21 protein-coding genes are annotated in these 26,898 nt (G+C 73.6%); 9 read left to right on the forward strand and 12 right to left on the reverse strand.

Features of this window, described 5'->3' with window-relative positions; genetic code table 11:
* Window positions 1-15: 15 nt before the first annotated feature.
* The 9 genes from OHU34_RS04950 to OHU34_RS04990 all read right to left on the reverse strand — a co-directional run bounded on the left by OHU34_RS04950 (window position 16) and on the right by OHU34_RS04990 (window position 12,067).
* Complete coding sequence (locus tag OHU34_RS04950) at window positions 16-876, reverse strand: aldo/keto reductase (RefSeq protein ID WP_405764970.1); 861 nt, start codon at window positions 874-876, stop codon at window positions 16-18.
* Between the two features lie 169 nt (window positions 877-1,045).
* Window positions 1,046-2,323 (reverse strand): ABC transporter substrate-binding protein, encoded by a 1,278-nt coding sequence (locus OHU34_RS04955; RefSeq protein ID WP_142267529.1) that lies wholly within the window; start codon window positions 2,321-2,323, stop codon window positions 1,046-1,048.
* Entirely contained in the window at window positions 2,320-3,432 is a 1,113-nt protein-coding gene (locus OHU34_RS04960) for a branched-chain amino acid ABC transporter permease (protein ID WP_405764973.1), read from the reverse strand. The genes OHU34_RS04955 and OHU34_RS04960 overlap by 4 nt, the downstream gene beginning before the upstream one ends.
* Complete coding sequence (locus tag OHU34_RS04965; protein WP_054238840.1) at window positions 3,425-4,321, reverse strand: branched-chain amino acid ABC transporter permease; 897 nt, start codon at window positions 4,319-4,321, stop codon at window positions 3,425-3,427. Before OHU34_RS04965 ends, OHU34_RS04960 begins: the two co-directional genes overlap by 8 nt.
* Window positions 4,318-5,238, reverse strand: coding sequence for an ABC transporter ATP-binding protein (locus OHU34_RS04970; protein WP_405764976.1), 921 nt, complete (start codon window positions 5,236-5,238; stop codon window positions 4,318-4,320). Before OHU34_RS04970 ends, OHU34_RS04965 begins: the two co-directional genes overlap by 4 nt.
* Window positions 5,235-6,017 carry an ABC transporter ATP-binding protein gene (locus OHU34_RS04975; protein WP_054238842.1) on the reverse strand — a complete coding sequence of 261 codons (783 nt, stop codon included), beginning with the start codon at window positions 6,015-6,017 and terminating at the stop codon, window positions 5,235-5,237. Before OHU34_RS04975 ends, OHU34_RS04970 begins: the two co-directional genes overlap by 4 nt.
* A gap of 470 nt (window positions 6,018-6,487) precedes the next feature.
* On the reverse strand, window positions 6,488-7,819 hold the full coding sequence (locus OHU34_RS04980; protein ID WP_405764980.1) for a PucR family transcriptional regulator: 1,332 nt from the start codon (window positions 7,817-7,819) through the stop codon (window positions 6,488-6,490).
* A gap of 108 nt (window positions 7,820-7,927) precedes the next feature.
* A complete protein-coding gene (locus tag OHU34_RS04985) occupies window positions 7,928-10,915 on the reverse strand; it encodes a LuxR C-terminal-related transcriptional regulator (protein WP_405764983.1) in 2,988 nt (995 codons plus the stop codon).
* Between the two features lie 231 nt (window positions 10,916-11,146).
* A complete protein-coding gene (locus tag OHU34_RS04990) occupies window positions 11,147-12,067 on the reverse strand; it encodes a dienelactone hydrolase family protein (protein ID WP_200839883.1) in 921 nt (306 codons plus the stop codon).
* Window positions 12,068-12,317: 250 nt separating this feature from the next.
* On the opposite strand from OHU34_RS04990, the gene OHU34_RS04995 reads away from it, so the two are divergent.
* The 4 genes from OHU34_RS04995 to OHU34_RS05010 all read left to right on the forward strand — a co-directional run bounded on the left by OHU34_RS04995 (window position 12,318) and on the right by OHU34_RS05010 (window position 16,984).
* Window positions 12,318-14,144 (forward strand): CdaR family transcriptional regulator, encoded by a 1,827-nt coding sequence (locus tag OHU34_RS04995; protein ID WP_142267520.1) that lies wholly within the window; start codon window positions 12,318-12,320, stop codon window positions 14,142-14,144.
* A 150-nt stretch (window positions 14,145-14,294) separates the two neighbouring features.
* Window positions 14,295-15,686, forward strand: coding sequence for a diaminopimelate decarboxylase (locus OHU34_RS05000; RefSeq protein ID WP_405764986.1), 1,392 nt, complete (start codon window positions 14,295-14,297; stop codon window positions 15,684-15,686).
* Window positions 15,687-15,757: 71 nt separating this feature from the next.
* Window positions 15,758-15,961 (forward strand): hypothetical protein, encoded by a 204-nt coding sequence (locus OHU34_RS05005; protein ID WP_020129069.1) that lies wholly within the window; start codon window positions 15,758-15,760, stop codon window positions 15,959-15,961.
* Window positions 15,962-16,093: 132 nt separating this feature from the next.
* Window positions 16,094-16,984 (forward strand): Gfo/Idh/MocA family protein, encoded by an 891-nt coding sequence (locus OHU34_RS05010; RefSeq protein ID WP_405764989.1) that lies wholly within the window; start codon window positions 16,094-16,096, stop codon window positions 16,982-16,984.
* Window positions 16,985-17,013: 29 nt separating this feature from the next.
* Here OHU34_RS05010 and OHU34_RS05015 read toward each other — a convergent pair whose 3' ends face one another.
* Complete coding sequence (locus OHU34_RS05015; RefSeq protein ID WP_142267517.1) at window positions 17,014-17,901, reverse strand: GNAT family N-acetyltransferase; 888 nt, start codon at window positions 17,899-17,901, stop codon at window positions 17,014-17,016.
* Between the two features lie 230 nt (window positions 17,902-18,131).
* On the opposite strand from OHU34_RS05015, the gene OHU34_RS05020 reads away from it, so the two are divergent.
* On the forward strand, window positions 18,132-19,235 hold the full coding sequence (locus OHU34_RS05020) for a PP2C family protein-serine/threonine phosphatase (protein WP_405764993.1): 1,104 nt from the start codon (window positions 18,132-18,134) through the stop codon (window positions 19,233-19,235).
* On the opposite strand, the gene OHU34_RS05025 is transcribed toward OHU34_RS05020, so the two are convergent.
* Complete coding sequence (locus OHU34_RS05025) at window positions 19,180-21,444, reverse strand: MMPL family transporter (RefSeq protein WP_372481675.1); 2,265 nt, start codon at window positions 21,442-21,444, stop codon at window positions 19,180-19,182. The genes OHU34_RS05020 and OHU34_RS05025 overlap by 56 nt on opposite strands.
* 140 nt (window positions 21,445-21,584) lie before the next feature.
* On the opposite strand from OHU34_RS05025, the gene OHU34_RS05030 reads away from it, so the two are divergent.
* Together OHU34_RS05030 and sthA are read left to right on the forward strand one after the other, a co-directional pair.
* Window positions 21,585-21,791, forward strand: coding sequence for a hypothetical protein (locus tag OHU34_RS05030; RefSeq protein WP_057603951.1), 207 nt, complete (start codon window positions 21,585-21,587; stop codon window positions 21,789-21,791).
* A gap of 63 nt (window positions 21,792-21,854) precedes the next feature.
* Window positions 21,855-23,258, forward strand: a complete 1,404-nt coding sequence (sthA, locus tag OHU34_RS05035; protein ID WP_142267514.1) for a Si-specific NAD(P)(+) transhydrogenase — start codon at window positions 21,855-21,857, stop codon at window positions 23,256-23,258.
* 37 nt (window positions 23,259-23,295) lie between these two features.
* Here the strand turns inward: sthA and OHU34_RS05040 are convergent, their stop codons facing one another.
* Complete coding sequence (locus tag OHU34_RS05040) at window positions 23,296-23,757, reverse strand: DUF5709 domain-containing protein (protein ID WP_054238856.1); 462 nt, start codon at window positions 23,755-23,757, stop codon at window positions 23,296-23,298.
* Window positions 23,758-24,089: 332 nt separating this feature from the next.
* On the opposite strand from OHU34_RS05040, the gene OHU34_RS05045 reads away from it, so the two are divergent.
* Together OHU34_RS05045 and OHU34_RS05050 are read left to right on the forward strand one after the other, a co-directional pair.
* Complete coding sequence (locus OHU34_RS05045) at window positions 24,090-25,562, forward strand: APC family permease (protein WP_405764997.1); 1,473 nt, start codon at window positions 24,090-24,092, stop codon at window positions 25,560-25,562.
* A gap of 11 nt (window positions 25,563-25,573) precedes the next feature.
* Window positions 25,574-26,533: a hypothetical protein gene (locus OHU34_RS05050; RefSeq protein ID WP_142267512.1), complete on the forward strand. Its 960-nt coding sequence runs from the start codon at window positions 25,574-25,576 to the stop codon at window positions 26,531-26,533.
* Window positions 26,534-26,898 lie beyond the last annotated feature (365 nt).

Below are 26,898 nucleotides of genomic sequence, written 5' to 3' on the forward strand. Positions count from 1 at the left end.
CTCCCGGTGGTCGTGTCAGAGGGCGGCGTCCAGCTCGGCGAGTTCGGCGGCGGTGAGGACGAGGTCCGTCGCGGCGAGGGAGTCGAGGATCGTCTCGGGGCGGCTCGCGCCGGGAATGGGCACCACGACCGGTGACAGGGCGAGCATCCAGGCCAGGCACACCCGTTGCGGGCTGACCCCGTGGGCCTCGGCCACATGGGCGAACGGGGCGTAGGAGGAGCCCAGTTCGCGGGCCCGGGAGATGCCGCCGAGCGGGCTCCACGGCAGGAACGCGATGCCGAGTTCGTCGCACAGGCGCAGTTCGGGCTCGCTGGAGCGGAAGGCCGGGGAGAACTGGTTCTGTACGGCGACCAGGCGCCCGCCGAGGATGTCGTTCGCCTGCCTGATCTGCTCGGGGTTCGCGTTGGAGATGCCGGCGGCGCGGATCTTGCCCTCGTCCAGCAGCTCCTGTACCGCGCCGACGGACTCTTCGTAGGGGATCCGCGGGTCGGGGCGGTGGAACTGGTACAGGCCGATGGCGTCCACGCCGAGCCGGCGCAGCGACGCCTCGCAGGCCGCCCTGAGGTGTGCGGGGCTGCCGTCCAGGGTCCAGCTGCCGTCGCCGGGGCGCAGATGGCCGCCCTTGGTGGCGACCAGGACGTCCCGGCCTCGGTCGTGGCCGGCGAGGGCCTTGGCGATCAGGGTCTCGTTGTGGCCGACCTCGTCGGCGTGGAGGTGGTAGGCGTCCGCGGTGTCGATCAGGGTGACACCTGCGTCGAGTGCGGCGTGGATCGTGGCGAGGGACCGGGCCTCGTCCGGTCGTCCTTCGATCGACATGGGCATGGCGCCGAGGCCGATCGCGCTGATGTCCAGGTCACCGATACGGCGGGTCTGCATGGGCTCGCGACCTCTTTCGGATGCGGGCGGGCAGGGCGAAGTCCGGTGCACCGGGAGGTGATCGCGGTGCACCGGACATCCTCCAGCCTGGCCCCGCCGTCACCCGCGGGTCCAATGGAGATAAGCGAACGCATTCAGCAGCACGGCCGCTGAATCACGGGAGTGCGGGTCAGGAGCGGCTCGCCAGGTACTCCGTCACGCCCGGTGCCTCGTGCGCGTCCTCCACATTCACCAGGCCGCCGACCGCCTTCGCGTCGGGCTTGAGCACATAGGTCGACAGGGCGGCGGGGCGGGACACGTCGGAGAAGTCCTGCGGGGATCCGAGTCCGGTGTCGACGCTCTTCTGCCCGCGGTGCGCCTTCACCACGTCCTCCCGGGCGAGGCTGCCGGCCGCGCAGGCCTTCTTGAGGTCGGCGCCCAGCAGTTGGGCGGCGTTGTAACCGGACAGCACCCCGGAGTCCACCGGGGAGGCCGGGTACTTCTTCCCGTACGCGGTCACCATCTTCTGGACACCGGGCAGGTCCGAGCTGACGGCGGGCGCCGCACTGACCACGTTCAGCAGGCCCAGCAGGGCCGGCGCCGCCGGCGTCTTCAACAACTGGGGCGCGTAGCCGGGCGCGCTGCTGACGACGGGCACCTTCAGTCCGCGGGAGGCGGCGACCCCGACCAGGGAGGCGGTCTGGGCCGGGCCCGCGCTGATCAGGACGGCCTTCACGCCCGCCTTGCTCAGCGCCGACACCTGAGCGGTCAGATCCGTGTCCGTCGCCTTGATCTTCTGCGGGACGATCTTCAGCCCGGCCTTCTCGGCCGCCCAGGTCGAACCCTCCAGGGCGTTCGCGCCGTAGTCGCCCTCGAAGTAGACGTGCCCGATGGAGTCACCCTTGGCGAGGCCCTTGGTGCGGGTGAGGAAGTCGACGGCCGTGATCATGTCGACGTCGTAGGTGGTGCCCATGACCTGGACGGAGTCCTTGCCCAGCAGGGAAGCCGCCCAGGCCTGCGGGAAGGTGAGCAGGTGGTCGCGCTCGATGTCGTCGAGGAGGGCGGCGACGACGGGGGATCCGATCACCTGCGGCAGCGCGACCACGTCCGGGGAGATGTCGGCGTAGGCGGTGACCGCCTTCTGCACGTCGTAGCCGTGGTCCTTGACGACGATCTCGACCTTGCGGTCGCAGATGCCGCCGGCGGCGTTGGTCTCGTCGGCCCACAGCTGCTGGGCCTGGACGATGCTCTTGCCGAGGGTGGCGTAGGGGCCGGTCAGGTCGGTGAGGGCGCCGAGCTTGATGGTCTTCGCGGTCACGCCCGGGCCGGACTTGACGCCGTCGGCGCTGTCGGAGCCGCTGTCGCCGTCCGCCTTGGAGCTGCAGCCGGTGGCCGCGACGAGCAGGGCCGCGAGCGCGGCGGCGAGGAAGGTTCCGGGGACGCGGTGTCTGTGGTGCGTGCGGTTCACGGGGTGGGCTCCTTGGTTCGGACGGCGGAGGCGGATGGACGGGTGGCGGGCGCCGGGGCCGGGGCGGCGGGGCGCAGACGGGTGCGGACCCGGCGGGTGATGCCGGTCAGTCCGTCGGGGGCGTACAGCAGGACCAGGACGATCGCCGCGCCGTAGAGGTAGCGGGCCGCCTCGGTCGGGCCCACCCCGCCGTCGGTGGTGCCGGGGGCGGTCACCAGGGGCAGCTGATCGGCGTAACGGGTCATCAGCAGGGGCAGCGCGGTGACGAAGACGGCGCCCGCGGCGGCCCCGGCCACCGAGCCGAGGCCGCCGATCACGATCATCGCCAGGTAGTCGACCGAGAGGGCCAGGCCGAAGTAGTCGGGGACGACCCGCCGGAAGGCCAACGCGAGCAGCACCCCCGCCAGGCCCGCGTACATCGACGACACGACGAAGGCCGACGCGCGATGGCGGGCGACGTCGACGCCCATCACCGCGGCCGCCGTCTCGCTGTCGCGCAGGGCGGCGAGGGCGCGCCCCGGGCGTCCGCGCAGGAGACCGCGCGCGGTCCACCAGGTGCCGGCCAGCAGGGCGAGACCGAGGAACCACAGGCGTTCCTCGGCGCCGAACGGCACGCCGAGGACGACGAGACCGTCACCGTCGTCGCCGAAGGAGAACCCGCCGAGGCTCAGCGGGGGCACGGAGCGGCCGTTGAACCCGCCGGTGACGGAGTCGGCGGTGAGCAGCACGTGGTGGCCCAGGAAGACCAGGGCGAGCGTGGCGACGCCCAGGTAGATGCCGCGCACCCGGCCGGCCACGGGACTGAACAGTCCGCCCGCCGCCCCGGCGAGCAGCACGGCGAGAAGGGCGGCGAGCCCGGTCGGCAGTCCGGGGCCGGGTTCTCCGGCCAGCCAGGTGTAGCCGTAGGCGCCCACCGCGAGGAAGAAGGCGTGCCCCAGGGAGAGCTGGCCGGCGGTGCCGGTGAGCAGGCCGAGGCCGACGGCGCCGATGGCGGCGGCCATCGAGAACAGGCCGATACGCAGCCAGAAGGCGTCAAGGTAGAAGGGCGGCGCGCACAGCAGGAGGGCGGCCAGGAGCACGACGGCGCCCTTGGGGATCCGCTCAGACACGAGCCGCTCCCCTCGCGCCGAACAGTCCGGTGGGCCGCACCAGCAGGACGGCCACCATGACGGCGTACGGGGCGACGTCGCCGAACCCCTCGCCCAGCACGTGCAGTTCGGACTGGTAGCCGGCCGCCAGGGCCTCGGTCAGGCCGATCAGCAGGCTGCCGGCCAGGGCGCCCGGTGGGGAGGTCAGGCCGCCGAGGATCGCGGCCGGGAAGGCCTTGAGGGCGATCTGACCGGTGGTCCGTTCCAGCCCGGGGGCGGGGAACGCGGCGAGGAAGACGGCGGCCAGCGCGGCCAGGGCGCCGGCCAGGCACCAGGCGAGCATCCGCACCCGGCTCAGCCGTACGCCCATCAGGGCGGCCGCCTCCGTGTCCTCCGCGGCGGCCCGCAGGGACAGGCCCCAGGACGTGTAGCGGAACAGGGCGAAGACCGCGCCGATGGCGAGCGCGGAGACGGCGATCGCCGCGAGCCGGCTGTCCGCGACGGTCACGGACCCCAGGCGGGTCACCGAATCGCCCCACGGGTCGCCGAGGGTCAGCAGGTCACCGCCGATGCGCCGGGAGAGGTCGGTGAGCAGCACGATGTCCACGCCGATGGTGACGATGGTCTGGACATGGGCGGCCTTGGGGTCGGGGTCGCCGCGCTGGAGCAGCAGCCGGTCGAGGGCTCCGGCGAGCGCCGCGGTGGCCAGGACGGACACCGCGAGGGCGCCGGCGAAACCGAGGTCGTCGTGCAGGACGGCGACGAGGTAGCCGCCGAACAGGAGCAGCGATCCGTGGGCGAAGTTGAGCACCCCCGACGCCTTGAAGATCACGACGAAGCCGAGCGCGACCAGGGCGTAGACCGCGCCGAGCGCGAGCCCGGTGAGGATGCTGTCGAGGAAGGCGGTCATACGGAGTCCCCTTCGGAGTCGGTTACCTCTTCGAGGGCGGTGCCCTGTGCGGTGGTGTCCTGCGCGGCGGAGTCCTCGCCGGGGGTGTCCTCGCCGGGGGTGTCCTCGCCGGGGGTGCCGAGGTAGGCGCGCAGCACTTCGGGATGGCGGCGGACCTCGTCGGGCGTGCCGTGGGCGATGCACCGGCCGAAGTCGAGCACCGTGACCTCGTCGGCCAGTCGCATCACGAGGCCCATGTCGTGCTCCACCAGCAGGACGGACAGGCCGAGTTCCGCGCGGACGGTGTGGATCACCTCGGCCGTCCGGGCGCGTTCGGCGCCGTTCATGCCGGCCACGGGCTCGTCGAGCAGCAGGACGCGCGGCTCGAGACAGAGGGCCCGGGCGAGCTCCACGCGCTTGCGGTCGCCGTACGACAGCAGGGCGACGGGCGTCTCGAAGCGGGCCGCCAGTCCGGTGAGTTCGGCGATCTCCCGGGCCCGGGCGAGGTGGGCGCGCTGTTCGCGCACCGCCCGGGGCAGACGCAGCGCGGTCGCGGCGAAGCCCGCGTGGGAGAGGACGTGCCGGCCGAGCATGAGGTTGTCGGCGACGGTGCCCTCGGTGGTGACGATGTTCTGGAAGGTACGGGCCACGCCGAGGGCGGCGATCCGGTGGGGCGCGAGTCCGGTGAGTGTCACGTCGCCGAGCCGGACCTGTCCGGACACCGGGCGGTACAGGCCCGACAGCACGTTGAAGCAGGTGGACTTCCCGGCGCCGTTGGGGCCGATCAGGGCGTGCACGGATCCCGGGGCGACGGTGAACGACACCGTGTCCAGCGCCGTCAGACCGGCGAAGCGCACGGTCACGTCCTGGACCCGGAGTTCGGGAGGCGCTGCCGCGAGACGGCCGGGAACGGCGGCGATGGTGGGGCGCAGGCTCACGCGGCCCCCTGGTCGCCGGCGTCGTCACCGAGGTAGAGACGCCGTACCGCGTCCGTGCTCGCGAGGTCGTCGGCCGGGCCGGACAGCCGGACCTCGCCCACTTCCAGGACGTAGGCGTGGTCGGCGAGGGACAGCGCCATGCCGGCGTTCTGTTCGACCAGCAGGACGGCCGTGCCCTGGGCGTTGATCTCCCGGATCACCTCGGCGATCCGGAACACCATGCGAGGGGCCAGGCCGAGAGAGGGCTCGTCGAGCAGGAGCAGCCGTGGTGCGGCCATCAGCGCCCGCCCGATGGCCAGCATCTGCTGCTCTCCCCCGGACAGCAGACCGGCCGCCTGCCGACCGCGCTCGGCGAGCACCGGGAACAGCGTGTACACGCGGTCGCGGGCCTCCCGGACCTGTTCGGGTGCCCGTCGGCCGAGGCCGAGGCCGCCGGTGCGCAGGTTCTCCTCCACGGTCAGGCCGGCGAAGACCCGGCGGCCCTCCGGGACCTGGACGACGCCGGCCCGCACCGCCGCCACCGGGTCACGGCCGTCCAGGACCGTGTCTCCGTAGCGGACGAGGCCGGCCGTGACGGTGCCGCGGTGCAGGCGCAGGGTGCCCGACACCGCCCGCAACAGCGTGGACTTGCCGGCGCCGTTGGCGCCCAGCAGCGCCACGACCGCGCCGTGCGGGACGGTCAGGGACACGGAGCGCAGGGCTGACAAGGCCCGCCCGTACGTCACGTCGAGACCCTCGACGTGCAGCGCGGGCCGCTCCTGCGGGGGTACTCCGGGCATCGCGGCTCCTCGGGTCCGTGCCGGCGGGCACGGAGTTTCGGGGGAAGGGGAGCTCACGACAGCACGCCGGAGGAGGGCCGGTACAGGCGCGGACGCGGGGTCGCTGCGCCACCCCAACGGGAGGTCGGCGGGGTTGTGCGGCTGCCCAGGCGAACGGACCGCGGACAACCGCCCAGAGGCAGGACGCGAGTGGCCAGAGGGCGGGCCGGGGTCTCTGGGAAGGATGAGAGGCGGACGCCCGGGCGGCGGGCCGGAGCTTCGGGAGAGACGGGACGCGGACGCCCCCGGCGGCGTGCCGGGGCATCCGGGAGAGCCGGAACGCCGACGCCCCGGAGACGGGCCGCAGGCACCCCGCGCGAGCTGCGACGCGGATGCCCGGCAGACCGGCCACAGGTACCCCGGGAGCGGTGAGGTGGGGGGACTCAGGGAACGGGGCCGGAGTTCAGGTGTGCGTGTGCGGGCCCGGGGCATCAGCGGGTGCGCAAGCCCCGTGCCGTCAGGGCGAGGCTGATCTCCACCAGGTCGGCCGGCCGGGACAGGGAACGGCCCGTCAACTGCTCGTAGCGGCGCAGTCGGTTGAGGACGGTGTTGCGGTGGCAGTACAGCCGCTCCCCCGCCCGCTGGGCGGAGCCGTCGCAGGCCAGCCAGGTGGCCAGGGTGTCGAGCAGGACGGCCTCGTCGGCGGGTTCCAGACCGCTCAGCGGGCCGAGCACCCGCTCGACCAGCGCCGCACCCAGGTCGGGGGTCGAGACCACCAGTGCGGCCGGGAGGTGCTCGGTCAGCCGGATCGTGCCGCCGGTCCGCGGGCACATGTCGAGCGCGATGTCCGCGAGGCGGCGGGCGTCCCCGACCGCGGCCAGCCCCGACACCGCCGTGCTCACCCCGGTCCGTGCGCTGCCGGAGGCCGGCGGGACGGCCGACGTCGGCCCCGGGGAGCCGACGTCCCGACTCCCGCTCCCGACCTCGCTTCCGCCCTCGATCCCGCTCTCGTTCTCGCCCAGGAGGACGATGCCGTAGTCCGCCTCCACCCCCGTGTGCCAGTACACGCGCCTGCCCCGGCCGTGGGCGGCCCGCGCGCCGGCGGCGTCGGAAGGACAGCCGGCCGTCACCGCCACGACGACGTACCGGCCCTCTTCGGGGAGGTCCAGCGCCTGGGCGGTCTCCGGCAGGTCCGCGATCCGGCTGGCGCCGTCGAGCAGGGCGTCGGCCAGCACCCGCAGCCGGTTCTCGCGCCGCCAGGCGAGCTGCCGCTCGACCTGCCGGTAGGCGTCCGCGACGAGGGTGCAGTGCTCGTCGACGAAGTTCCACACGTCGGCGGCGATGTGCACGAGCAGCCGCACGTCCTCGGGAGCCGTGCGGCAGGTCTCCTCGATGAGGCCCTGCCACACCAGGGACCCGCCCAGCCGGAACGCGTGCAGCAGGGCGTCCAGCGGCAGGCCCTGCTCCGCGCGGGTGGCGCCGATCTTCCACGAGCAACGGCGGGCCGCGTCCCGGCTGCCGCGCGGGTCGATCAGCGAGGCCACGCTGTGCCGCAGCGAGCGGTGCACCTCCTGCCAGATGGCGGCGGGATCGCTCGTCACGGCAGCCCGGTAGGCGGGCTCCTGGTCCTGGAGCGCGGCCACCAGCCGGTCGGTGAGATCGGGCAGGTCCGCCAGCAGCACCCGGGCGGCACGGTGCAGGACCCGGAGGGCGTCGGCGTCGATCAGCGACCGGACGTGCTGGGGATGCGGCCGGGGGCCGGGGGCCGCCGGTGCGCCGGCCGCGGGGCGGAAGACGGTCCGTGACCGTAGGGCCTGATGCATCGCGGTCCTCCCCCGGGGCAGTGTCCAGCCGTCCGACTCGTCCTGCCACGAAGGATGGCATACCGTCCGGTCGGTCCCTAGGGGTGTGCACCATTGTTTTCTCTCCGGTCAACCCTCCTGTCCGGCCTTCTCGACCATGCGCACCAGTTCGACGCGGGAGCGGACGCCCAGCGCCGCGAAGACCTTTCGCAGGTGGTAGTCGACGGTTCGGGTGCTGACCGAGAGGGTCAGCGCCACCTCCCGGTTGGTGGCGCCCTCGGCGACGCACCGGGCGATCCGCAGTTGCTGTGGTGTCAGTCCGTCCAGCCCCAGGCCCGGTCCCGTCGCTCTCACACCGCCTCCCGGTGCCACGCCACCCGCCCGCAGTTCGGCGCGGGCCTGGTCCGCCCAGGCGCGCGCGCCGCAGCGTTCGAACCCGACCAGGGCGGCGCCGAGACGATCGCGGGCCTCGCTCAGCCGGCGGCGCCTGCGCAGCCACTTGCCGTGCAGCAGTTCGGTGCGGGCACGTTCGAAGTCGCCGCCGGCGGCCACGTCGTGCAGGTCCAGCGCGCGGCGGAACAGGGCGTCGGGCCGGTCGGCCGGAGCCAGCAGCGCACGGCAACGCGTCAGTTGGGCGGGGGCCTGCGGGTCGGCGCCGAATCCGGCCCACCGGGCGAACTCCTCGACGACCTCGGCGACGCCGTCGTCGGCCCGTCCGGTCGAGGCGGCGGCCTCCACGAAGCAGGGCACGGCGAGCATCCACACCGCGAAGTGCCCCCTGCGCGGCCCCGGGCGCACGAGGGGACCGAGCCGGTCCGCGGCCTCCCGGGGGCGCCCGCGGGCGAGGTCGGCGCGGGCCGCCGCCCACTCCGCCAGCGTCGCGGCCTGGACCAGGCCGTGTCCGCGAGCGGTGGCCAGCGCGGTGTCCACATGGGCGGCGACCTCCTCCGGAGCGCCCTCGATCGACGCGGCGAGGGCGAGCACCGCGTGGTGGTGGGCGGCCGTGTTGCGCTGCCCCGTGCGGTGCGCGGCCCGCAGCCCCTCCTCCGCGTGGGTCCTTGCCAGCGTGTGCCGTCCGGCGCGCAGCTCGGCGTAGGCGAGGTACTCCCGGGCCCGCGCGAGGGCCGCGGCGGTCCCGGGGGTACGGGCGGCGGCCAGGGCCCGCGCCCCGGCGCGGCGGGCGGCCGCCAGGTCGCCCAGCAACAGGGCGGCTGCGGCCGCGCGCAACGCCGTGTCCGGCTCGTCGGCGCCGGCCGCGTCACCCGCAGCCTCCGCGTCCACCACCAGCCGCCGCAGAGGCCCCGCCGCCTGCGCGAACTGCCCTTCGAGCAGGGCCCGGAGGCCGGTGCGATAGCCACCCAGCACGGCACTGCTGCCTGCCCGGACCGGCACACCGTTGTACACCGGATCGTCCGGAGGCGCAGACCGGACCACCGAAAGGTCCCGGGACGGCCGGACGCCGGCCAGTGGACCGGTGCCCGGGCCACCGTCCTCGCCATCCAGCAGGCACGGCCTGCCCGCCGCATCGCCCAGCCGCCCCGACCGGTCCGCCGGCCGCTCCCCGAACTGCCGGGGGCCGGGCCACGCGCCGGGATCCGGGAGGCCGTTCTCACCGTCGAGCAGTACGTGCGGGCGCCCCGAGGCGGTATCCGGGGCGTCGGCGCCGGTGCTCAGCAGGTGCAGGCAGCCCTGGGCGTCGCCTGCCGCCCAGGCGGCGTCCACTGCGGCCAGGAGGGCCGATTGGGCTTGCCGTGGGGACGACTCGGTGAGCAGGCGGGCCGCCAGGAGCAGGGACGCTCGGGCCTCGTCGACCGGGCCGTCGTACAGGACCGTGGTACCGCGGACCAGTTCGACCCGGCCGCGCAGTGCCGTGGGCGCCGCGCTGTCCCGGGCCCTGTCGAGCAACCGCAGGGCCCGGTGCGTGCGGCCCCCGAGCAGGGCCTGCTCGGCCGCGGCCGTGTACCACTCCGCGCGCCGCGTGCCGTCCTCGGCCAGTGCGGCGGCGTGGGCGTACGCCGCGCACCGCAGGCTCCGGGGATGCCTCCGGTCGCCGGCCGCCACGGCCAGTTCGGTCGCCGTCCCGCGACGGGGCACCGTGGCGGACCGGGCCCGGTGCAGCAGGGCGCGCAGCCTTGCGGCACCCACCTCCTCCAGCGCCCGGGCCAGCGCGCGGTGCGCGGCACGGCGCCGTTCGGGCCGCGCCCCCGCGTACACCGCGCGGCGCAGCAGATCGCTGTGGAACCCGACCTCGCCGTCGGCCAGGACGAGCACGTCGGGAAGCGGATCGGACGGAAGGACGGACTCCGTGCCGGGACGCGTCCCCCGCAGGTGCTCCGCTGCCCGCCGGGCGAGTGCCAGGCCGATCCGGGAGTCCTCCGTGTCGTCCGCGTCCCGTACGGCCGCCGCGACCGTCAGCAGCAGGTCCTCCTGCGCGGACGTGAACCCGGTCAGGAAGCCGCCGGCCAGGCCGGTCAGGAGCTCGGCGTCGGCCGGCGGGCCCGGCAGCCTGCGGTGACCGCGGATCTGGGCGGGCGACAGCCGCCGGACCATGGCCAGCAGCAGGGCCGGACTGCCCTCGGCCGCGTCGACCAGATCGTCGCGCACGGCCCGGTCGAGGGCCCCGCCCGTCGCCTCGTCCAGGAGCGCGGCCGCCTCCACCGGGGAGAGCGGGTCGACACGGACCACCGGCAGCGCGGCGAACTCCCGGTCGACCGGGCGGTGTCCCGACACACTCAGCAGCACGCCCACCCGGCCGTTCCCGCGCAACTGCTCGGCGGCGCGCCCCACCGCGGCCCTGGTGGGGGCGTCCCACAGATGGGCGTCGTCGACGCACAGCAGCATCGGCCGGCCGGCGGAGGCGGCCCGCAAGGCGTCGAGGAGCGCAGCGCAGGGCTGCCCCGTGGCGGACCACGGGCCCACCGGTGCGCCGAGGACGCGCAGCAGCGCGCGCAGCCCCCCTAGGGGTACGGCCGACGTCACCCGGTCGGCCCGGACATCGACCACGGACGCGGCCGGGCACGAGCGGGCGACGCGGGCCAGGAACGCCGTGCGGCCGCAACCGGGTTCACCGGTCACCACCCGCACACCGCCGTCGGCGGCGGTCGTCTGTCCGGTCATTCCCGTGACGTTACGTACGGGTAACGGGCGGTGGAAGCCGTGCGACCGCGCGGGCGATGACGCCGACGCGGGCCGTTCGGGGCCTGTCACCAGTGGGTTCGTGTGCGATGGGCCCGGCACACCTTGTGCCGGGTCCCAACGGCCGCCGCCGCGCCGCGTGCACGGGCACAGCGACGGCGACGGCGACGGCGGCAGCGGCAGCGGCAGCGACCCCGTTCTCCTCACCCTGACTCAGGAGGTGTGCGGGCAGTTGCCCCGGTACTCGTCGATCGTCGTGCTCGGCCGCGGGAGCGGGCACAGGAACTGCTCGTAGCGCGTGTCGTTGTCGACGAAGCGCTTCAGCCACGAGATGCCGTACTTCGCGATCGTCGTGTTCGACGAGTTCGGGGTGAAGTGGGTGGCGTTGTTCAGCTCCAGATAGGCGCGGTCCAGGGAGGACGGCAGGCTGGAGTAGAACGGCTCGGCGTGACTGGCGACGGGGGCGACCGTGTCGCCGTCGGCGCCGACGATCAGCGTGGGGGTGCCGACCTCGGGCCAGGACTTGTCGAGGTTCCACGGCGTGAGCGGGATCGCGGCCTGGAGCGAGGGCCGTGCCTTGGCGGCCTCCAGGCTGCCGCCGCCGCCCATCGAGTGGCCCATGACGCCGAGCCGGCTGCTGTCGACGCGGGTACGCACGGAGCTGACCTGCGTGAGGTGGTCCAGGGCGGCGAGCAGCTGACGGCCGCGGGAGTCGGGCTGGTCCAGCGTGGTGAGGGTGTCGATGGTGAAGACGACGAAGCCCTGGGACGCCAGCCGCGGGCCCAGCCAGGCGATGGAGGACTGGGTGGCGGTGTAGCCGGGCGAGACGGCGATCGCGCCGAAGGTGCCGTCGCTGGTACTGGTCGGGTAGTAGATCGTGCCGCCGCCGAAGCCGGTCACGGCGAGCGAGGAGACGGTGGTCTGCGAGACCGCGTAGGGGCCGCGTGCCGCCTCGATGCTCGCGGTGGTCGGCGCCGGGCCCCGCTCGTAGGGGTTGTCCGCCGCCTGCGCGCCGGGGCCGCTGAGCGTGGTGAGGCCGACGACGGCGGCGACCGCCGTCGCGAGCCGGGCGAGCTGTCCGGACCTGCGGTGGGGGAAACCGGTGGAGGCGCGATGGGCCGCACCGGTGCGCATGTGATCCTGCACGAGGAGTCGTCCTCTCGGTCGGGCGGGCCGCGGGGGACGCCGCCGCTGGGTTGGCGTTGCCACTGTCGGGGCGGGACCGGTGCGTGGGGATCAGCGATGTCACCGGTCTCGTGGCTCTCCAGCGGAGGAGACCGGGGAGACGGCGCCCCGGCGCGGCCCGCGTCGCCGGCCGGGACGCCTATCGTCGGCGGGGAGCACACGGGGTGCGTCGTAGGGACGAGGGCGGGAGCGTCGGACGATGAACGAGGAGGCTCCGGCCCTGCGAGAGGCCGCCGCGACGCTGCGGTCCCTGCTGGCCTTCGAGGACGGCAACGCGGTGCGGCTGCTGTACGCACCCGCCGCGCCCGACACCGTCGTCCGGCGGATCGCCGTCGGCCTGGACGACCTCGACGACCTCGACGATCCCGTAGGCCACGGCGACCTCGACCTGCCGCACGGCCTCGACGAGCCGGACGACCTCAGGCGGGATCAGGGACCGGGGCCTCGTCCTGGATCGGCGTCCGGACCGGGACCGGAGCCGGGTCCAGATCCAGGTCCGGGACATCCGGCGACCGCCGGCGTTCTGCTGCTGGCCGTGGGCGCCGCCCCGGACGCCCGTACCGTGCGCGAGGCCGCGCGGCGGGGTGCCTGTGCCGTCGTGCTGGGCGACACCGGCGAGGAGGTCACGGACCAGGAGGTCACCGGTGCGGGGATCACCGGTCCGGTGGAGGCGGCCCGGGAGACCGGCGTCGCCCTGCTCGCCCGTGCCGAGGGCACCGGCTGGGCCGAGGCCGCCGCGCTGTTGCGCTCGGCGCTCTCCTACGTCCGGGCCGGTCGGGCCGACGACGCCGGGGCGCTCCGGGGCCCGGAGACGGCGCCCTCCCTCGCGGTCCTGGCGGCGCGCGTCGCGGCGGACGTGAAGGGGTCGATCACCATCGAGGACACCCGGTTGCGGGTCCTGGCCCACTCCGCCACCGGCCCCGGCGCCGACCCCCTGCGCCGGACCGTCATCCTCGGCGGCCGGGTGCCCGACTGGCGGGTCGCCGAGCTGCGGCGCAGCGGTCTGCTGCGCGCCCTGTGGACCTCCGAGGACGTCATCCACCGGCCCGCCGACGGCGACAACCCGGAGCGGCTGGTCGTCGCCGTGCGCAGCGGGCGGGAGGTTCTCGGCTCGATCTGGGCCGCCGCGGACGGTGCCGCCCTGGCCCCGGACGCCGCCCGCCATCTGCGTACGGCCGCGGGGCTCGCCGCTCCGCTGCTGGTGCGCGAGCGGCTGAGCGAGAGCGGTACGGCCCACCGCCGGGAGGCCGCGCTGCGCGGTCTGCTGCACGGTCTCGGGGACCGGCGTACGCACGCCTGGTCGCTGGGGTTGTCCCCGGACGCGCCGTGCGCGGTGGTGGTGGCCGAACGACGGCCGGGCGCGCGGGCCGACGACCGGGCCCTGGACGTCCTCGCCCTGGAGATCTCCGCGCACCGGCCCGGCACCGGGATCCTGCGGGGCGGCGACCGCCTGGCGCTGTTCCTCACCGGGGATGCCGTCGCGGCGGACCATGCGGGGGCCGTGCTCGGCGTCGTGCGCGAACTGGACGCGGTCGTCTCGTCGTTGCCGGGTGCGCCGGCGGTGTGGCTGGGTGTCGGCCCGGTCGTCACCCCGGAGCGGGCCGACCTGTCGTACGGGCGGGCCGGGCTCGTCGTCCGGGCGTTGCGGGAGCGGGAGGCCAGGGCATCGGCCGCCGGGCGGCCCCGGCCCCCGCGGTTTGCCGACGCGGCCGGTGCGGGCGCGGCGCTGGAGGTGCTGCGGATCCTGGACGCGGCGCGTCCGGTGTGGGAGTCCGGCAGCGGGCCGGTCCACGACCTGATCCGCGCGGACCTCGCGGCGGGGGGCGAGCTGGTACGGACCCTGGCGGCCTACTTCGACGCCGGGGGCGACGTCCCCGAGGCGGCGCGACGCCTGGTCGTGCACGCCAACACGCTCCGTTACCGGCTGGGCCGGGTCCGGGAGCGGTACGGCGTGGACCTCGACGATCCCGACACCCGGCTGCTGCTGACCCTCGCGGCCCGGCTGGTCCCGCCCGAGGAGTCCTGAGCGCCCGAGTGTCGGATGCCGTCCGTCCGATGACACAAAGGTTCCGCTTGTCTTTGGCCCGCTCCCCAAAGACGTGCGGGCGGCACGGGAGGAATCTGGAAGTGTCACCCGACCGCGTGACACCCTTCCTCGCCCGAAGGAGACGAGCACGTGCTGCTCCCCACCGAGAACCAGCGGACCGGCCCGCCAGCCGACCAGCAGACCGACCAGCCGACCGACGACTCTCCCGTCGCCCTCGCCGTCCGGCAGGCCGTCATGGACGGGCTGCTCGGCGAGGACCGGCCGCTGGCCGGGTTCGTCGACGTGCGGGGCGTGCGCGACAGCGTCGCCGGCCTGCACGAGGCGTTCACGCGGGTGCCGGACGTCCTGCACACCTTCGCCGCCAAGGCCTGTTCCCTGGTACCCGTGCTGCGGCTGCTCGCCGACGCCGGCATGGGCTGCGAGGTGGCGAGCCCCGGCGAGCTGCGACTGGCGCTGGACGCGGGGTTCGCCCCGGCGCGCATCGTGCTGGACTCGCCGGCGAAGACCCGCCGGGAGATCCGGGAGGCCCTCGCCCTGGGCGTCGCGCTCAACGCGGACAACCTCGACGAGCTGGACCGGATCGACGCGCTGCGCCCCGAGGACTGCGCGTCGGTGCTCGGAGTGCGGGTGAACCCGCAGGTCGGGGGCGGGTCGATCGGTGCGATGAGCACGGCGACCGCGCACTCCAAGTTCGGGGTGGCCCTGCGTGATCCGGGGGCCCGCACCCGCGTCGTGGAGGCCTTCGCGCGGCGGCCGTGGCTGACCCGGCTGCACGCGCACGTGGGCTCGCAGGGCTGCCCCCTGCCGCTGATCGCGGAGGGGCTCGCGCAGACGCACCGGCTCGCCGAGGAGATCAACGCGTACGTCGGCCGCCGTCAGGTGACCAGCCTCGACCTGGGCGGCGGGCTGCCGGTGAACTTCGCCGACGACACGGTCACGCCCACCTACGCGGAATACGTGGCCGCGCTCACCGCCGCCGAGCCCGCGCTGCTGGACGGCCGCTATCAGGTGGTCACCGAGTTCGGCCGCTCCCTGATCGCGAAGAACGGCTTCACGGTGGCCCTGGTCGAGTACGTCAAGGACGCCGGTGGACGCCGGGTCGCGCTCACCCACGCCGGCGGGCAGGTCGCCACCCGCACCGTCTTCATGCCGGACGACTGGCCTGTGCGGGTGTCCGCGTACGGTCCGGACGGCGCGCCCAAGCGCACGCCGCTCGTCCGGCAGGACGTCGCCGGACCGCTCTGCTTCGCCGGGGACGTCGTGGCGCACGACCGGCCGCTGCCCGCCCTCTCCGAGGGGGACCTGGTGGTGCTGCACGACACGGGCGGGTACTACTTCTCTGCGCACTGGTCGTACAACAGCCTGCCGAGGCCCGCCGTGTACGGCTATCGGCTCGCGGACGGCGGGGTCACGTTCGCCACCATCCGGTCCGCGCAGACGGTGCGGGAGATCTCCGCGGAGAGCGGGCTGGCCCAGGCGGACGCCCTGTTGACGGGCTTCCCCGCGCCTCCTCGCACCTGATGCGCGCACGGCAGGCATCAACGGCCCGATTCTGAGCACCCGGCACGGCGTCGCCTGCCGAGGAGAGAACCGTGCTCTGGGTCGCCGTGCTGCTGCTGCCGCTGCTGTCCGTCCTGATCGCCGTCATGGACCGGGTCGAGGAACGCCTGCTCGCACCGGTCCGGGACAAGCGACGCCATGCCGGGCGCAGGCGGCATCTGCGGCTGGTCCGGGGCACCTCCGCAGCCGCTCCGGTGGCGGACGACTCCCGTCCGGCTCAGGCCCGGGCGGCCTGACGGCCGGGAGCACCGCCCGGGGGTGTCCCGCGCGACGGCGGTGTGCGAGGCTCGCGGTCGGAGTCGGCGTCCCGGCGGGACGTCACCCGTCACCACCCGTCACGTCGGTCGGCATCAGGGAGAGTCAGCGGTATGCGCATCGGTCTGCTCGGCACCGGCCCCTGGGCACAGATGGTCCACGCCCCCGTCCTCCAAGCGCACGAAGCGCTCGACTTCGTCGGTGTCTGGGGCCGTCGCCCGGAGGCGGCGAAGGAACTCGCCGACCGGCACGGGACATCTGCCTACGACGACGTGGACGCCCTGCTCACGGACGTGGACGCGGTGGCCGTCGCCCTGCCGCCGGACGTCCAGGCGGAGCTCGCGGTGCGGGCCGCCGGGGCCGGCTGTCATCTCCTGCTCGACAAGCCCGTCGCCACGACGGTGCCGGGAGCGCGGGCCGTGGTCCGGGCCGTGCGGGAGGCCGGCGTCGCCTCGGTCGTCTTCTTCACCACCCGGTTCGTGCCCGAGGCGGGTGCCTGGATCGCCGAACAGGCGGAGACCGGGGGATGGTTCACGGGACACGCCGAGTGGCTGGGCGACGTGTTCCACGGTACGGGCGACCACCCCTTCGCCACGCCCTGGCGCGGTGAGAAGGGTGCCCTGTGGGACGTGGGTCCACACGCGCTGTCCGTGCTGCTGCCGGTCCTGGGCGACGTCCGCCGGGTGACGGCCGCGGCCCGTGGTCCCCGGGACACCGTCCACGTGGTCCTGGACCATGCGGACGGCGCCTCCGGCACGCTGACGCTCAGTCTGACGGCCCCGCCCGCGGCGACGGGCTCGGGCGTGGAGCTGCGCGGCACCGCCGGGGTGACGCGGCTCCCCCAGGGCGGCGGCGACGCCGCCGACGCCCTCACCCGGGCCGCCGACGAACTGCTCGTGTCGGCCCGGGACGGCCGCCCCCACGCCTGCGACGCCGCGTTCGGCCTGCGCGTCACGGAGATCCTGGCCGACGTCGAGGCCCTGCTGGAGGACGGAGCGCACTGACGCACCGCCCTCCCCGGGCCTTCGGGCCGTCACCCGGTCTCGAAGTTCACCCGCTCCCGCACGATCGGATAGCCGGCCTTGGCGAAGTGCGCCGCCATCGGGAAGTTCCCCTGGTCGGTGGCGGCGGCGATGAACTCGGCACCCCGCTCGACGAGATAGTGGGTGCACTCGGCGAGCAGGTCGTAGGCGTAGCCGTGACCCCGGTGTTCCGGCAGCACGCCGATGAAGCCGACGCAGGGTCCTGAGGGGTTGTGGGCCGGGATGTGGATGCCGGCCGGTTCTCCCCTCGGGGTGCGGGCCACCTGCCACCACTCGCGCGGCGACGGGCACCAGCGGAAGAAGTCGATCTCCTCCTGGGCGGCCCGGTCGAGGCCGCCTTCCCCGATGGCCTTGCGGGCGTGGGCGTCGAGGGTGTCGGAGTGGATGCGGCGCAGCGCGTCGAAGAACACGGCGTCGTCCGGTTCGGGGGCGAAGCTCAGGCGGCCGGGACGGTCGGGCAGTCCGCACTCCGGGGTCCAGCGGTACACGAAGCGTTCCACCAGCGGGGTGTGGCCGGCCGCGCGGGCGGCGCGGTGCCGGGCCTCGGCGGCGGCCCGCATGGCGGGGTCGTCGCGCCAGCCGCCGGGCATGACGAGTTCCAGGCCGACCTGCCAGGGGGCTGTGCGCAGGAGTTCGGCCGCGGCCTCCTCCTCGCCGTCGGCGAAGTCGAACCACTCCACCACGAGCGGTTCGGTGTCCTCGGGTCCGCCCCACCAGACGGCGCGGGCGACGACCCGGCCGTCCCGCAGGGCGACGCGCTTCCAGTCGGGCCGGTAGGTGATCCTGCCGAAGGCGTCGGCGGCGCGCAGCGGGTCGGGCAGGGTGTCGAACAGATGGACGTCGCTCTCGTCGAGAGCGCGGATGACCAGATCGGTCACGGATTCCTCCGGGTCGCGTACGGCGTGGTGCGCTCCCGGGGCGTCGGACGACGGTCAGACGCGGCACGCCGGGGTCACGGAGCGGGAGCGCGGGATGAATGCGGTTCGCATGGCGCTCGCCTCCTTCCGTGGGTGTCCGGGCGTGCGATCACACGTTAGGGGGCCGCTCTCGATCGCGTCCACGGGTTTTTCGGCGTGCGCCCGTCGCGGCCACGGTGGAGCGTGGGGGTGTGGGACGACTCGACGGGGACCGCCGGGGCTGGCTGCGCGGCGCGCCGCCCCCTCGCTGGGTACGGGCGTTGCCGCTTCTCCTGATCGCGGGCGTCTGCGTCGCCACCCTGACCAGCCCCGAGCCGCTGGACATCGGGTTCATGCTGGGCGCGATCCCGCCGCTGGCGGTGCTGTCGTACGGTCCGGCGGCGACCGCGCTGCTCGGCGTGGCCGTGGTCGTGATGCTCAATCTGCCCGCGTTCCAGCTCGACCAGCCGGGCCAGACCGATGTGCTGACGGTGTGCTTCGTCGCGGTGCTGAGCGTGTTCGTGGCGTTCGTCCGCCGCCGCCGGGACGCCCAGCTGGACACCGAGCGCACGATCGCCGAGGCCGCGCAGAACGCCCTTGTGCCGCCGGTCCCCGAGCGGGTGGGTCCGGTGCGCTGCGCGGGTCTGTACCGGGCGGCCCAGCGCGGGACGCTGGTCGGCGGTGACTTCTTCGACGTCCGGGCGAGCGACCACGGGGTGCGGGCGGTGCTCGGCGACGTCCAGGGGCACGGACTGGCGGCCGTGGCGACGGTGGCCTCGCTCCTGGGAGCGTTCCGGGAGGCGGTGCTCGACCAGCCGGACCTGGCGCGGGTCGCCGCCCGGCTGGACCGGCGGCTGACGGTGGACTCGGCGCGGGTGACGCACGCCGAGCTGTTCGCGACGGCGGTCCTGCTGGAGTTCACGCCGGACGCGGACACCGTGAGCGTGGTCGTCTGCGGGCATCCCCCGCCGGTGCTGCTGCGCGAGGGCACGGCCACGGAGCTGGACGTCGTCCCGTGGACGCCGCTGGGGCTCGGTCTCCCCGAGGGCGCCCCGCTCACCGCCCGCGTACTGCCCCTGCGCCCCGGCGACCGCCTCTTCCTGGCCTCCGACGGCGTCTCGGAGGCCAGGGACGCCGCCGGAGTCTTCTACCCCCTGCTCGACCGCCTGCCCGCCCTCGCCGCCGGCGCAGACCCGGCGACGACGGCGGAACGGGTGTGGACGGACGTCCTGCGCCACTGCCCCGCCGTCCGCGACGACGTCACGATGCTCGTTCTCGAGCCGGCGGGTCGAACGGCCCACCGGGCGGACCGCTGAGGGTCTCCGCGTCGCCCTCGGCGTCGATGTGCGGCAGGATCCGGTCCAGCCAGTGCGGGGTCCACCAGGCGCGCGCGCCCAGCAGGGTCATGACGGCGGGCACCATGAGCAGCCTTACCACGGTGGCGTCGATCAGCACGCTGACGGCAAGGCCGAGGCCCAGCATCTTGACGACGATGTTGTCGCTGATGATGAACGCCGAGAACACGCTCACCATGATCAGGGCCGCGCAGGTGATGACCCGGGCGGTGATCTCCAGTGCGTGGGCGACGGAGTCCTTGGCATCGCCGGTGCGCAGCCAGGCCTCGTGCACCCGGGACAGCAGGAAGATCTCGTAGTCCATGCTGAGGCCGAAGATGATCGCGAACATCATCATCGGCACATAGCTCTCGATGGGCACGTCGCCGTGCACGCCCAGCGCGGGCCCGCCCCAGCCCCACTGGAAGACGGCGACGACGACGCCGTACGAGGCGGTGATCGACAGGACGTTGAGGACGGCGGCCTTGACCGCGACGAGGAGCCCGCGGAACACGGCGAGGATGATCAGGAAGGCGAGGAGGACGACCACGCCGATGATCAGGGGCAGCCGGCTGGCGACGATGTCCCGGAAGTCGACCTGGGCGGCCGTGGTGCCGGTGACGTAGCCCTTGGCGTCGTAGCCGGAGACCGCGTCGGGGAGGGTGTCGTCGACGAGCCGGTTCGTCAGTTCGGTGGTGCTCGCGTCCTGCGGGGCCTGCTTGGAGTAGACGGTCGCGAGCAGCACGTCGCCGTCGCTGGTGGGGGTCAGCGGGGTGACCGTGACGGCGCCGGGCACCGCGCCCAGCGTCTTCTGCGCCTGGGCGGAGAGGTCGGAGCGCTTGTCGGACGGGACGGACGTCTGGTCGATGACGACGGTGAGGGGTCCGTTGGAGCCGGGCCCGAAGGCGTCGGTCATCAGGTCGTAGGCCCGCCGGTCGGTGAAGGAGGTCGGGTCGGCGCCGTCGCCGATGTGGCCGAGCTGGATGGAGAAGACCGGGATCGCGAGGATCGCGATGACGGCCACCCCGGCGCCGAGGTACTGCCAGGGCCTGCGCTCGACGCGTTTGGCGTAGCGGTGCCAGGTGCCGTGCGGGGTGGCGCCCGGTTCGGCGTCGGTCTCGGCGACCGGCTTGCGGACGTGGTAGCGGTCGATGTGTCTGCCGATGAGCCCGAGGAGGGCCGGCACGAGGGTGAGGGCGCCGACGACGGCGGAGACGACGGTGACGGCGGCGGCGAGTCCGAGTTTGCCGATGAAGGACACCCCGGACGCGTACAGGCCGAAGAGCGCGATGATCACGGTGGTGCCGGACACGAGCACGGCGCGGCCGCTGGTGGCGTTGGCGTGTCCGGCGGCCTCGGCGGGATCTGCGCCGTCCATCAGGTTCTGCCGGTGCCGGGTGGTCAGGAAGAGGGCGTAGTCGATGCCGACGCCCAGCCCGATCATGGTGGCGAGGGTCGGCGAGACGGTGGCGAAGGTGAAGGCGGCGGCCAGCAGCCCGAGACAGGCGAGTCCGCCGACCACGCTGATCAGGGCGGTGACCAGGGGCAGTCCGGCCGCGATGACGCTGCCGAAGCCGACGAGCAGGACGACGATGGCGACCGCGAAGCCGATCAGCTCGCTGATCCGGTCGTTCGCGGCGGGCCGGGCGAGCTCGCCGAGCGAACCGCCGTACTCGACGTCGGCGCCGGCCGCCCGCAGCGGCTGGACGGCCTTGTCGACGCCGTTCAGATAGTCGTCGCCGAGGGTGGAGGGCTGCACGTCGAAGCGGACGGTGACATAGGCGGTCTTGCCGTCGCTCGACACCGGGCCGACCTTCGACGACGTCACGGAGAGCGGGTTCTGCGCCGAGAGCACATGGGGGAGCTTCTGGAGGTCGCCGACGGCCGTGGACAACTGTGAGCTCAGGGTGCTCACGGGCTGGTCGTCGTGCAGGACGATCTGGCTGCTGTAGCCGCCGGCCTGCGGGTCGTGCTCCTTGAGCACGTCCTGGCCGTCCGTGGACTGCACGCCCGGCAGTTGAAAATTGTCCTCGTAGGTCCCACCGACGGAGCGGCCGACCACCTGGAGGGCGACGACGCCCACGAGCCACGCGATGATGACGATCAGGAAGTGACGGGCGCACCAGGCGCCGAGCCTGCGCAGTCCCCCGCGGTGCGGGTTCCCGGCGTTGGTGGGTGCCATGGAGCCCATTAGACGCCCGGTGGATCTTCCCGGCATCTCGGGCCGGAGCTGATCGGGATTGCAGGGTGCGGCTCCAGGATGAATGGTGTTAGTGGACCCGATGACCGCACCGGGCCGAAGCCTCCCTTCGGACGCGAGGAGCAGACATCATGCCGACGTCACAGCCAGGCGGCTCCCGGCCCTCCCCGGAGCGCGCCACCCCGGACAACCTGCTCCACACGCGTACCGGAACGGAGGTGTCGCCGGAGGACATGGTCCTCGCCACCGGCCGGGACATCACCCCGCGCAGTCTCGAGTGGGCACGGCGCAAGCTCGCCGAGGAGGGACCCAGCGCGATCGAGAAGCTGCTGCCCTAGTAATCCGGGGCAATCGGGGCCCGCCCTTTCGCGGCGGGCCCTACGGCTGCCAGACTCCGGAGCGTGCCCGACTTCGACATGCTCGTCCTCGGATCAGGTCCCGGCGGTCAGAAGGCCGCCATCGCCGCGGCCAAACTGGGCCGCCGGGTCGCCGTCGTAGACCGCCCCGACATGGTCGGCGGGGTCTCCCTCCACACCGGCACCATTCCCTCCAAGACGCTGCGCGAGGCGGTGCTGTATCTCACCGGTCTGACCCAGCGGGACCTGTACGGACAGAGCTACCGCCTCAAGGAGAACATCACCGTCGCCGACCTGACCGCCCGTACCGAGCATGTGGTCGGGCGTGAGATCGATGTCATCCGCAGTCAGTTGTCCCGCAACCACGTCGCCCTGTTCGCCGGCACCGGGCGGTTCGTCGACGCCCACACCGTGGCGCTGCGCGAGATCACCGGGCAGGAGCGGCTGATCAGCGCCGAGCACATCGTGATCGCCACCGGGACGCGCCCGGCCCGGCCGGACAGCGTGGAGTTCGACGGGCGGACCATCCTCGACTCCGACAACGTGCTGACGATCGAGCGGGTTCCGCAGTCCATGGTGATCGTCGGCGCCGGTGTGATCGGCATGGAGTACGCGTCCATGTTCGCCGCGCTCGGCAGCAAGGTCACGGTGGTGGAGAAGCGGGCCGGGATGCTCGACATGTGCGACGTCGAGGTCATCGAGTCGCTCAAGTACCACCTGCGGGACCTGGCGGTGACCTTCCGGTTCGGGGAGACCGTCGCCGCCGTGGAACGGCATGCGCGGGGTGCGCTGACCGTGCTGGAGAGCGGCAAGAAGATCCCCGCGGACGCGGTGATGTACTCGGCGGGCCGACAGGGCCTGACCGACGAACTGGATCTGGACAAGGCCGGGTTGGCGGCCGACCGACGCGGCCGGATCGAGGTCGACGAGCACTACCGCACGCCGGTCCCGCACATCTACGCGGTGGGCGATGTCATCGGCTTCCCGGCCCTCGCGGCGACGGCGATGGAGCAGGGCCGGGCGGCCGCCTACCACGCGTGCGGCGAGCCCGTCGGGCAGATGCACCACCTCCAGCCGATCGGCATCTACACGATCCCGGAGATCAGCTTCGTGGGGCGGACGGAGGACCAGCTCACCGAGGACAGCGTGCCGTTCGAGGTGGGTATAGCCCGCTACCGCGAACTGGCCCGCGGGCAGATCATCGGCGACGCCCACGGCATGCTGAAGCTGCTGGTCTCGCCCGGGGACCGGACGCTGCTCGGGGTGCACTGCTTCGGCACCGGAGCGACCGAGCTGATCCACATCGGGCAGTCGGTGATGGGCTGCGGCGGGACCGTCGACTACCTGGTCGACGCGGTGTTCAACTATCCGACGCTGGCGGAGTCGTACAAGGTCGCCGCCCTCGACGCCACCAACCGGCTGCGGCAGTTGGACCGCATCGGCGACTGACGGCGCGCGGGCGACTGACGGGCGCGCGGGGGGCCGCTCACTCCTCCACGATGTGGACGGCGGCTTCCTCGGCGCCCGCGGCCCCGCCGTCGATGCCCACGTCCTGGGCGATCTCCTCCTTGACGGCGTCGGGGTGGGCGCCCTCGTCGGGGGCGACCAGCCGGCCGGCGCGCCGGTCACCGGCCTCGGCGTCGACGGGTTCGCCCTCGCCGTCGGGGAGGTCGCCGACGCCGTCGCCGGCCGGTTCCGAGACGTCCGGGACCTCCTGGGCGAGGCGCTGGTCGAGGTTCTCGCCCTCGTGCTGTTCGGCCGCGGTGGTGCCGTACTTGGTCACGCCGAGCGGCTTCTCGGGCGGGGAGTAGCCCTCGTCGAGGGTGTCGTCGTAGGTGCGTTCGCCGATGGCGTCCTGAAGGTCGAGCGGGGCGGCGTCCTGCTGTTCCTCGTTCGTTCCGGTGGGCTGGTAGACGTCGTCGCCCATCGCCTCTGACTCCGTACCCATGGGTTGCTCCTTCGCCGTCGGGGACTGTGGTCTCCCCGTCCGCGTTTCCCGTGCGGGCCACTCCAATCGCGGCACATGCCACCTGCAAGGGCGGCCCCGGACATTACTTATCCGTCAATCTTGAAAGCTCAATCGTTAGGGCTATAGTCACTCGCACACTCGGTGTGACCGTCCGCCGACGCAGTGCTGGCACGGTACCCCTCCGCGCTTTCTCCGCCGACGTTTCCCGAGGTCACCCCTCTCGACGCGCGGCGGCGCTCCATCCCTCACCCCCCATACGCCGCCGGGTCCTCCCCGCTCGGGCGGCGTGCACGACGGAAAGCAGCGCAACCATGAGCAACAGCACCGGAAGAGGCCTCCAGGCGAATGTCCTGGGCACCTTCGACACGGTGGTGATGGCGGTCGCCGGCAGCGCGCCGGCCTACTCCATCGCCGCCACCACGGCGGTCCTGGCCGGCGCCGTGGGCCTGGCCGGACCGGCGGCGCTGCTGTACTGCGCGATACCGATGCTGGGCATCGCGCTGGCCTTCAGCCGACTCAGCCGGATCGACGTCAACGCGGGCGCCAGCTACTCCTGGGTGGGGCGCACGCTGCACCCCTTCCTGGGCTTCATCAGCGGCTGGGCGCTGGTGATCTCGGCGACCATCTTCATGGTGGCGGGATCGCTGCCGGCCGGGTCGATGACGCTGGCCCTTTTCGACGAGGGCCTCGCCGACAACACGGCACTGTCGACCGTCGTCGGCGCCGCCTGGTTCCTGGTGATGCTGGCGGTGGTGCTGGGCGGGGCCCGGCTCACCGTGCGCGCACAGTTGATCATGTCGGGTGTGGAGCTGGCGATCCTGGCGGTGTTCGCGGTGCTCGCCGTCTTCCACGCGGACAACTCGCTGCCGTTCGACTGGTCATGGCTCGGATTCAGCCACTTCGACGGGGTGTCCGGCTTCGCCTCGGGGGCGCTGGTCGCGGCCTTCTACTACTGGGGCTGGGACGTGACCAGCAACCTCAGCGAGGAGACCCGCGACAGTCGCCGCACGACGGGCCTGGCGGGGCTGATCGGGGTGGGCATCGTCTTTCTCCTCTTCGAGGTCTTCACCATCGCGGTCAACGTCATCCTCAGCTCGCAGCAGATCGAGAAGAACGGCGCCAACGTGCTGGCGGCGCTGGGCGAGGAGGTGTGGCCGGGCTGGGGCGGCAAGGTGCTGGTCGTGGCCGTGCTGCTGTCCACCGTCGCCACCCTGGAGACGACCCTGATCCAGGTGACGCGCTCGCTGTTCGCGATGGGCCGGGACCGTACGATGCCGTCCGCGCTGGGCCGGGTGCACCGCACCTGGAACACGCCCTGGGTGGCGATCGCGGTGGTGGGCGGGGTGGCGCTGGTGCTGTTCGTCGCCTCCAACGCGCTGGGCTCGGTGGGCGACATCCTCGCCGACGCCATCTCGGCGATCGGGCTCCAGATCGCCGTCTACTACGGGCTGGCGGGCCTGGCGGCGGTCGTCGCGTACCGCAAGACGCTGCTGAAGTCCCCTGCCGACTTCCTCCTCGGCGGGCTGTGGCCGCTGTTCGGCGCCGCGTTCATGTTCTGGATCTTCGTGGAGTCGCTCGGTGAGCTGGCCCCCGCGGCGGTCGTCATCGGCATCGGCGGGCTCGCCGTGGGACTGGTGCCGATGCTCTGGTACTGGCGGCAGGGCAGCGACTACTACCGGCCCGCCCGGCTGGACGCCTCGCGCACCGTCGAGGCCGACTACGTGCCGGTGGGTCGCCCGGCGACGCGCGCCGCCGGCCACGAGGGCCTCTCCACCGACTTCTGAGAGGGGCCCCGATGGCGCGCGACCGCTTCGCTCCCGATTTCGACCCCGACTGCGGGGACGCTCCCCTCTCCTCCACCCGGCACGACATCGTCATCGGCCGCTGGCAGGGCCTGCGGGACCTGCTGCGCGCCACCGGCCCCGCCTGGCTCGCCCGCGGCCACCGGGTGCGGCTGCTGGCGCAGGCCTGCGCGGGCAGTTCGACGGTGGAGACCTGGCTGGCCGCCGAGCCGCACAGCGCCGACGCGCTGGTGCTGCGGGCGGCCACGGAGACGGCCCGGGCGTTCAACCTGGCGATCACCGCGGGCCGCGGTGTGCCGATCGACCAGACCCGGGTCGACGCCGCGGTGCTGTCGTGCCTGTCCGCCGCCGAGGCGTACCTGGACGACCCGACGCCGTGGACCTCGCTGATCTCGGTCGCCCGTCTCTATCCGGCCGGGGTGCGCCGGCAGGAACTGGCCCGCTGGTGGGACGAGTTGCACCAGCGGGATCCGTACAGCATGGAGGGCCACCTCCAGGTGCTGCACTACTACTCCGCACGCTGGCACGGCTCGCACGGGCTGATGTACGACTTCGCCCGTGACGCGGCCGGCGCGGCCCCGCCGGGCTGTCCGCTGCCGGTGCTGGTGCAGTACGCACGCGTCGAGGAGTTCCGCCACACCCTCGACACCGCGCAGGACCGCTCCACCGCGGTGGGGCTCGGCCAGCACTGGAACAACGACGGGGCCGTCAGCGACGTCCGGCGCACCTGGGAACGCTGGATCATGGGCCGCAAGGACGACACCGTCGCCCCGGGCGAGCTGCGCGACTTCAACTACCTTGCCCACGCGGCGTGTTCGGCGGGCACTGCGGACGTGGCGACGCCGCTGCTGCGGATCCTCGGCCACCGGGCGACCCGCACGCCCTGGTCGTACACCGGCGACCCGCTCCAGCAGATCGCCAGACGGCGCAAGGAGTGGGGCGTACGCGACTGAGACCGGAGACCGGGCGGCGGGTTCGCGGCCCTCGGTGGCCGCGGTGGTCCCGGCCCGTCCCGGTCGGTCATCGCACTACTGACGGAGCGTCAACAAGGCTTGCGCAAAGGCGACAGCGGCACCATCCGGGCCCAGCCGAACTGGCACAAGCCCGGCCAGGGATGGTACTTCCGGACGATTCACAACACTTCTGGATGCAACGCCACGGACACGAGGCACCCCCGGAACATTCCCGAGGGCACGGACGTGTGGGTGAGGGCCTGCGGCAGCATGAGCGACGGATACGTCAACACCGGCGACGGCGTGCTCAGCGCCGGTCACGACTGCGACTTCACCCAGAGCGGCCAGCACGGCAAGGCCTGAGG

This window comes from Streptomyces sp. NBC_00080 (assembly GCF_045041255.1).
In the GTDB taxonomy this organism is placed as follows: Bacteria; Actinomycetota; Actinomycetes; order Streptomycetales; family Streptomycetaceae; genus Streptomyces; species Streptomyces coriariae.

What these genes read in the sequence shown, in the direction of transcription:
- OHU34_RS04965 (WP_054238840.1), bottom strand. Translation starts at nt 4,321, where the DNA reads ATGACCGCCTTCCTCGACAGCATCCTCACCGGGCTCGCGCTCGGCGCG.
- OHU34_RS05040 (WP_054238856.1), bottom strand. Translation starts at nt 23,757, where the DNA reads ATGGGTACGGAGTCAGAGGCGATGGGCGACGACGTCTACCAGCCCACC.
- OHU34_RS04990 (WP_200839883.1), bottom strand. Translation starts at nt 12,067, where the DNA reads ATGCGCACCGGTGCGGCCCATCGCGCCTCCACCGGTTTCCCCCACCGC.
- OHU34_RS04980 (WP_405764980.1), bottom strand. Translation starts at nt 7,819, where the DNA reads ATGCATCAGGCCCTACGGTCACGGACCGTCTTCCGCCCCGCGGCCGGC.
- OHU34_RS04985 (WP_405764983.1), bottom strand. Translation starts at nt 10,915, where the DNA reads ATGACCGGACAGACGACCGCCGCCGACGGCGGTGTGCGGGTGGTGACC.
- OHU34_RS04995 (WP_142267520.1), top strand. Translation starts at nt 12,318, where the DNA reads ATGAACGAGGAGGCTCCGGCCCTGCGAGAGGCCGCCGCGACGCTGCGG.
- OHU34_RS04975 (WP_054238842.1), bottom strand. Translation starts at nt 6,017, where the DNA reads ATGCCCGGAGTACCCCCGCAGGAGCGGCCCGCGCTGCACGTCGAGGGT.
- OHU34_RS05030 (WP_057603951.1), top strand. Translation starts at nt 21,585, where the DNA reads ATGCCGACGTCACAGCCAGGCGGCTCCCGGCCCTCCCCGGAGCGCGCC.
- OHU34_RS05025 (WP_372481675.1), bottom strand. Translation starts at nt 21,444, where the DNA reads ATGGGCTCCATGGCACCCACCAACGCCGGGAACCCGCACCGCGGGGGA.
- OHU34_RS04950 (WP_405764970.1), bottom strand. Translation starts at nt 876, where the DNA reads ATGCAGACCCGCCGTATCGGTGACCTGGACATCAGCGCGATCGGCCTC.
- OHU34_RS05045 (WP_405764997.1), top strand. Translation starts at nt 24,090, where the DNA reads ATGAGCAACAGCACCGGAAGAGGCCTCCAGGCGAATGTCCTGGGCACC.
- OHU34_RS05050 (WP_142267512.1), top strand. Translation starts at nt 25,574, where the DNA reads ATGGCGCGCGACCGCTTCGCTCCCGATTTCGACCCCGACTGCGGGGAC.
- OHU34_RS05010 (WP_405764989.1), top strand. Translation starts at nt 16,094, where the DNA reads ATGCGCATCGGTCTGCTCGGCACCGGCCCCTGGGCACAGATGGTCCAC.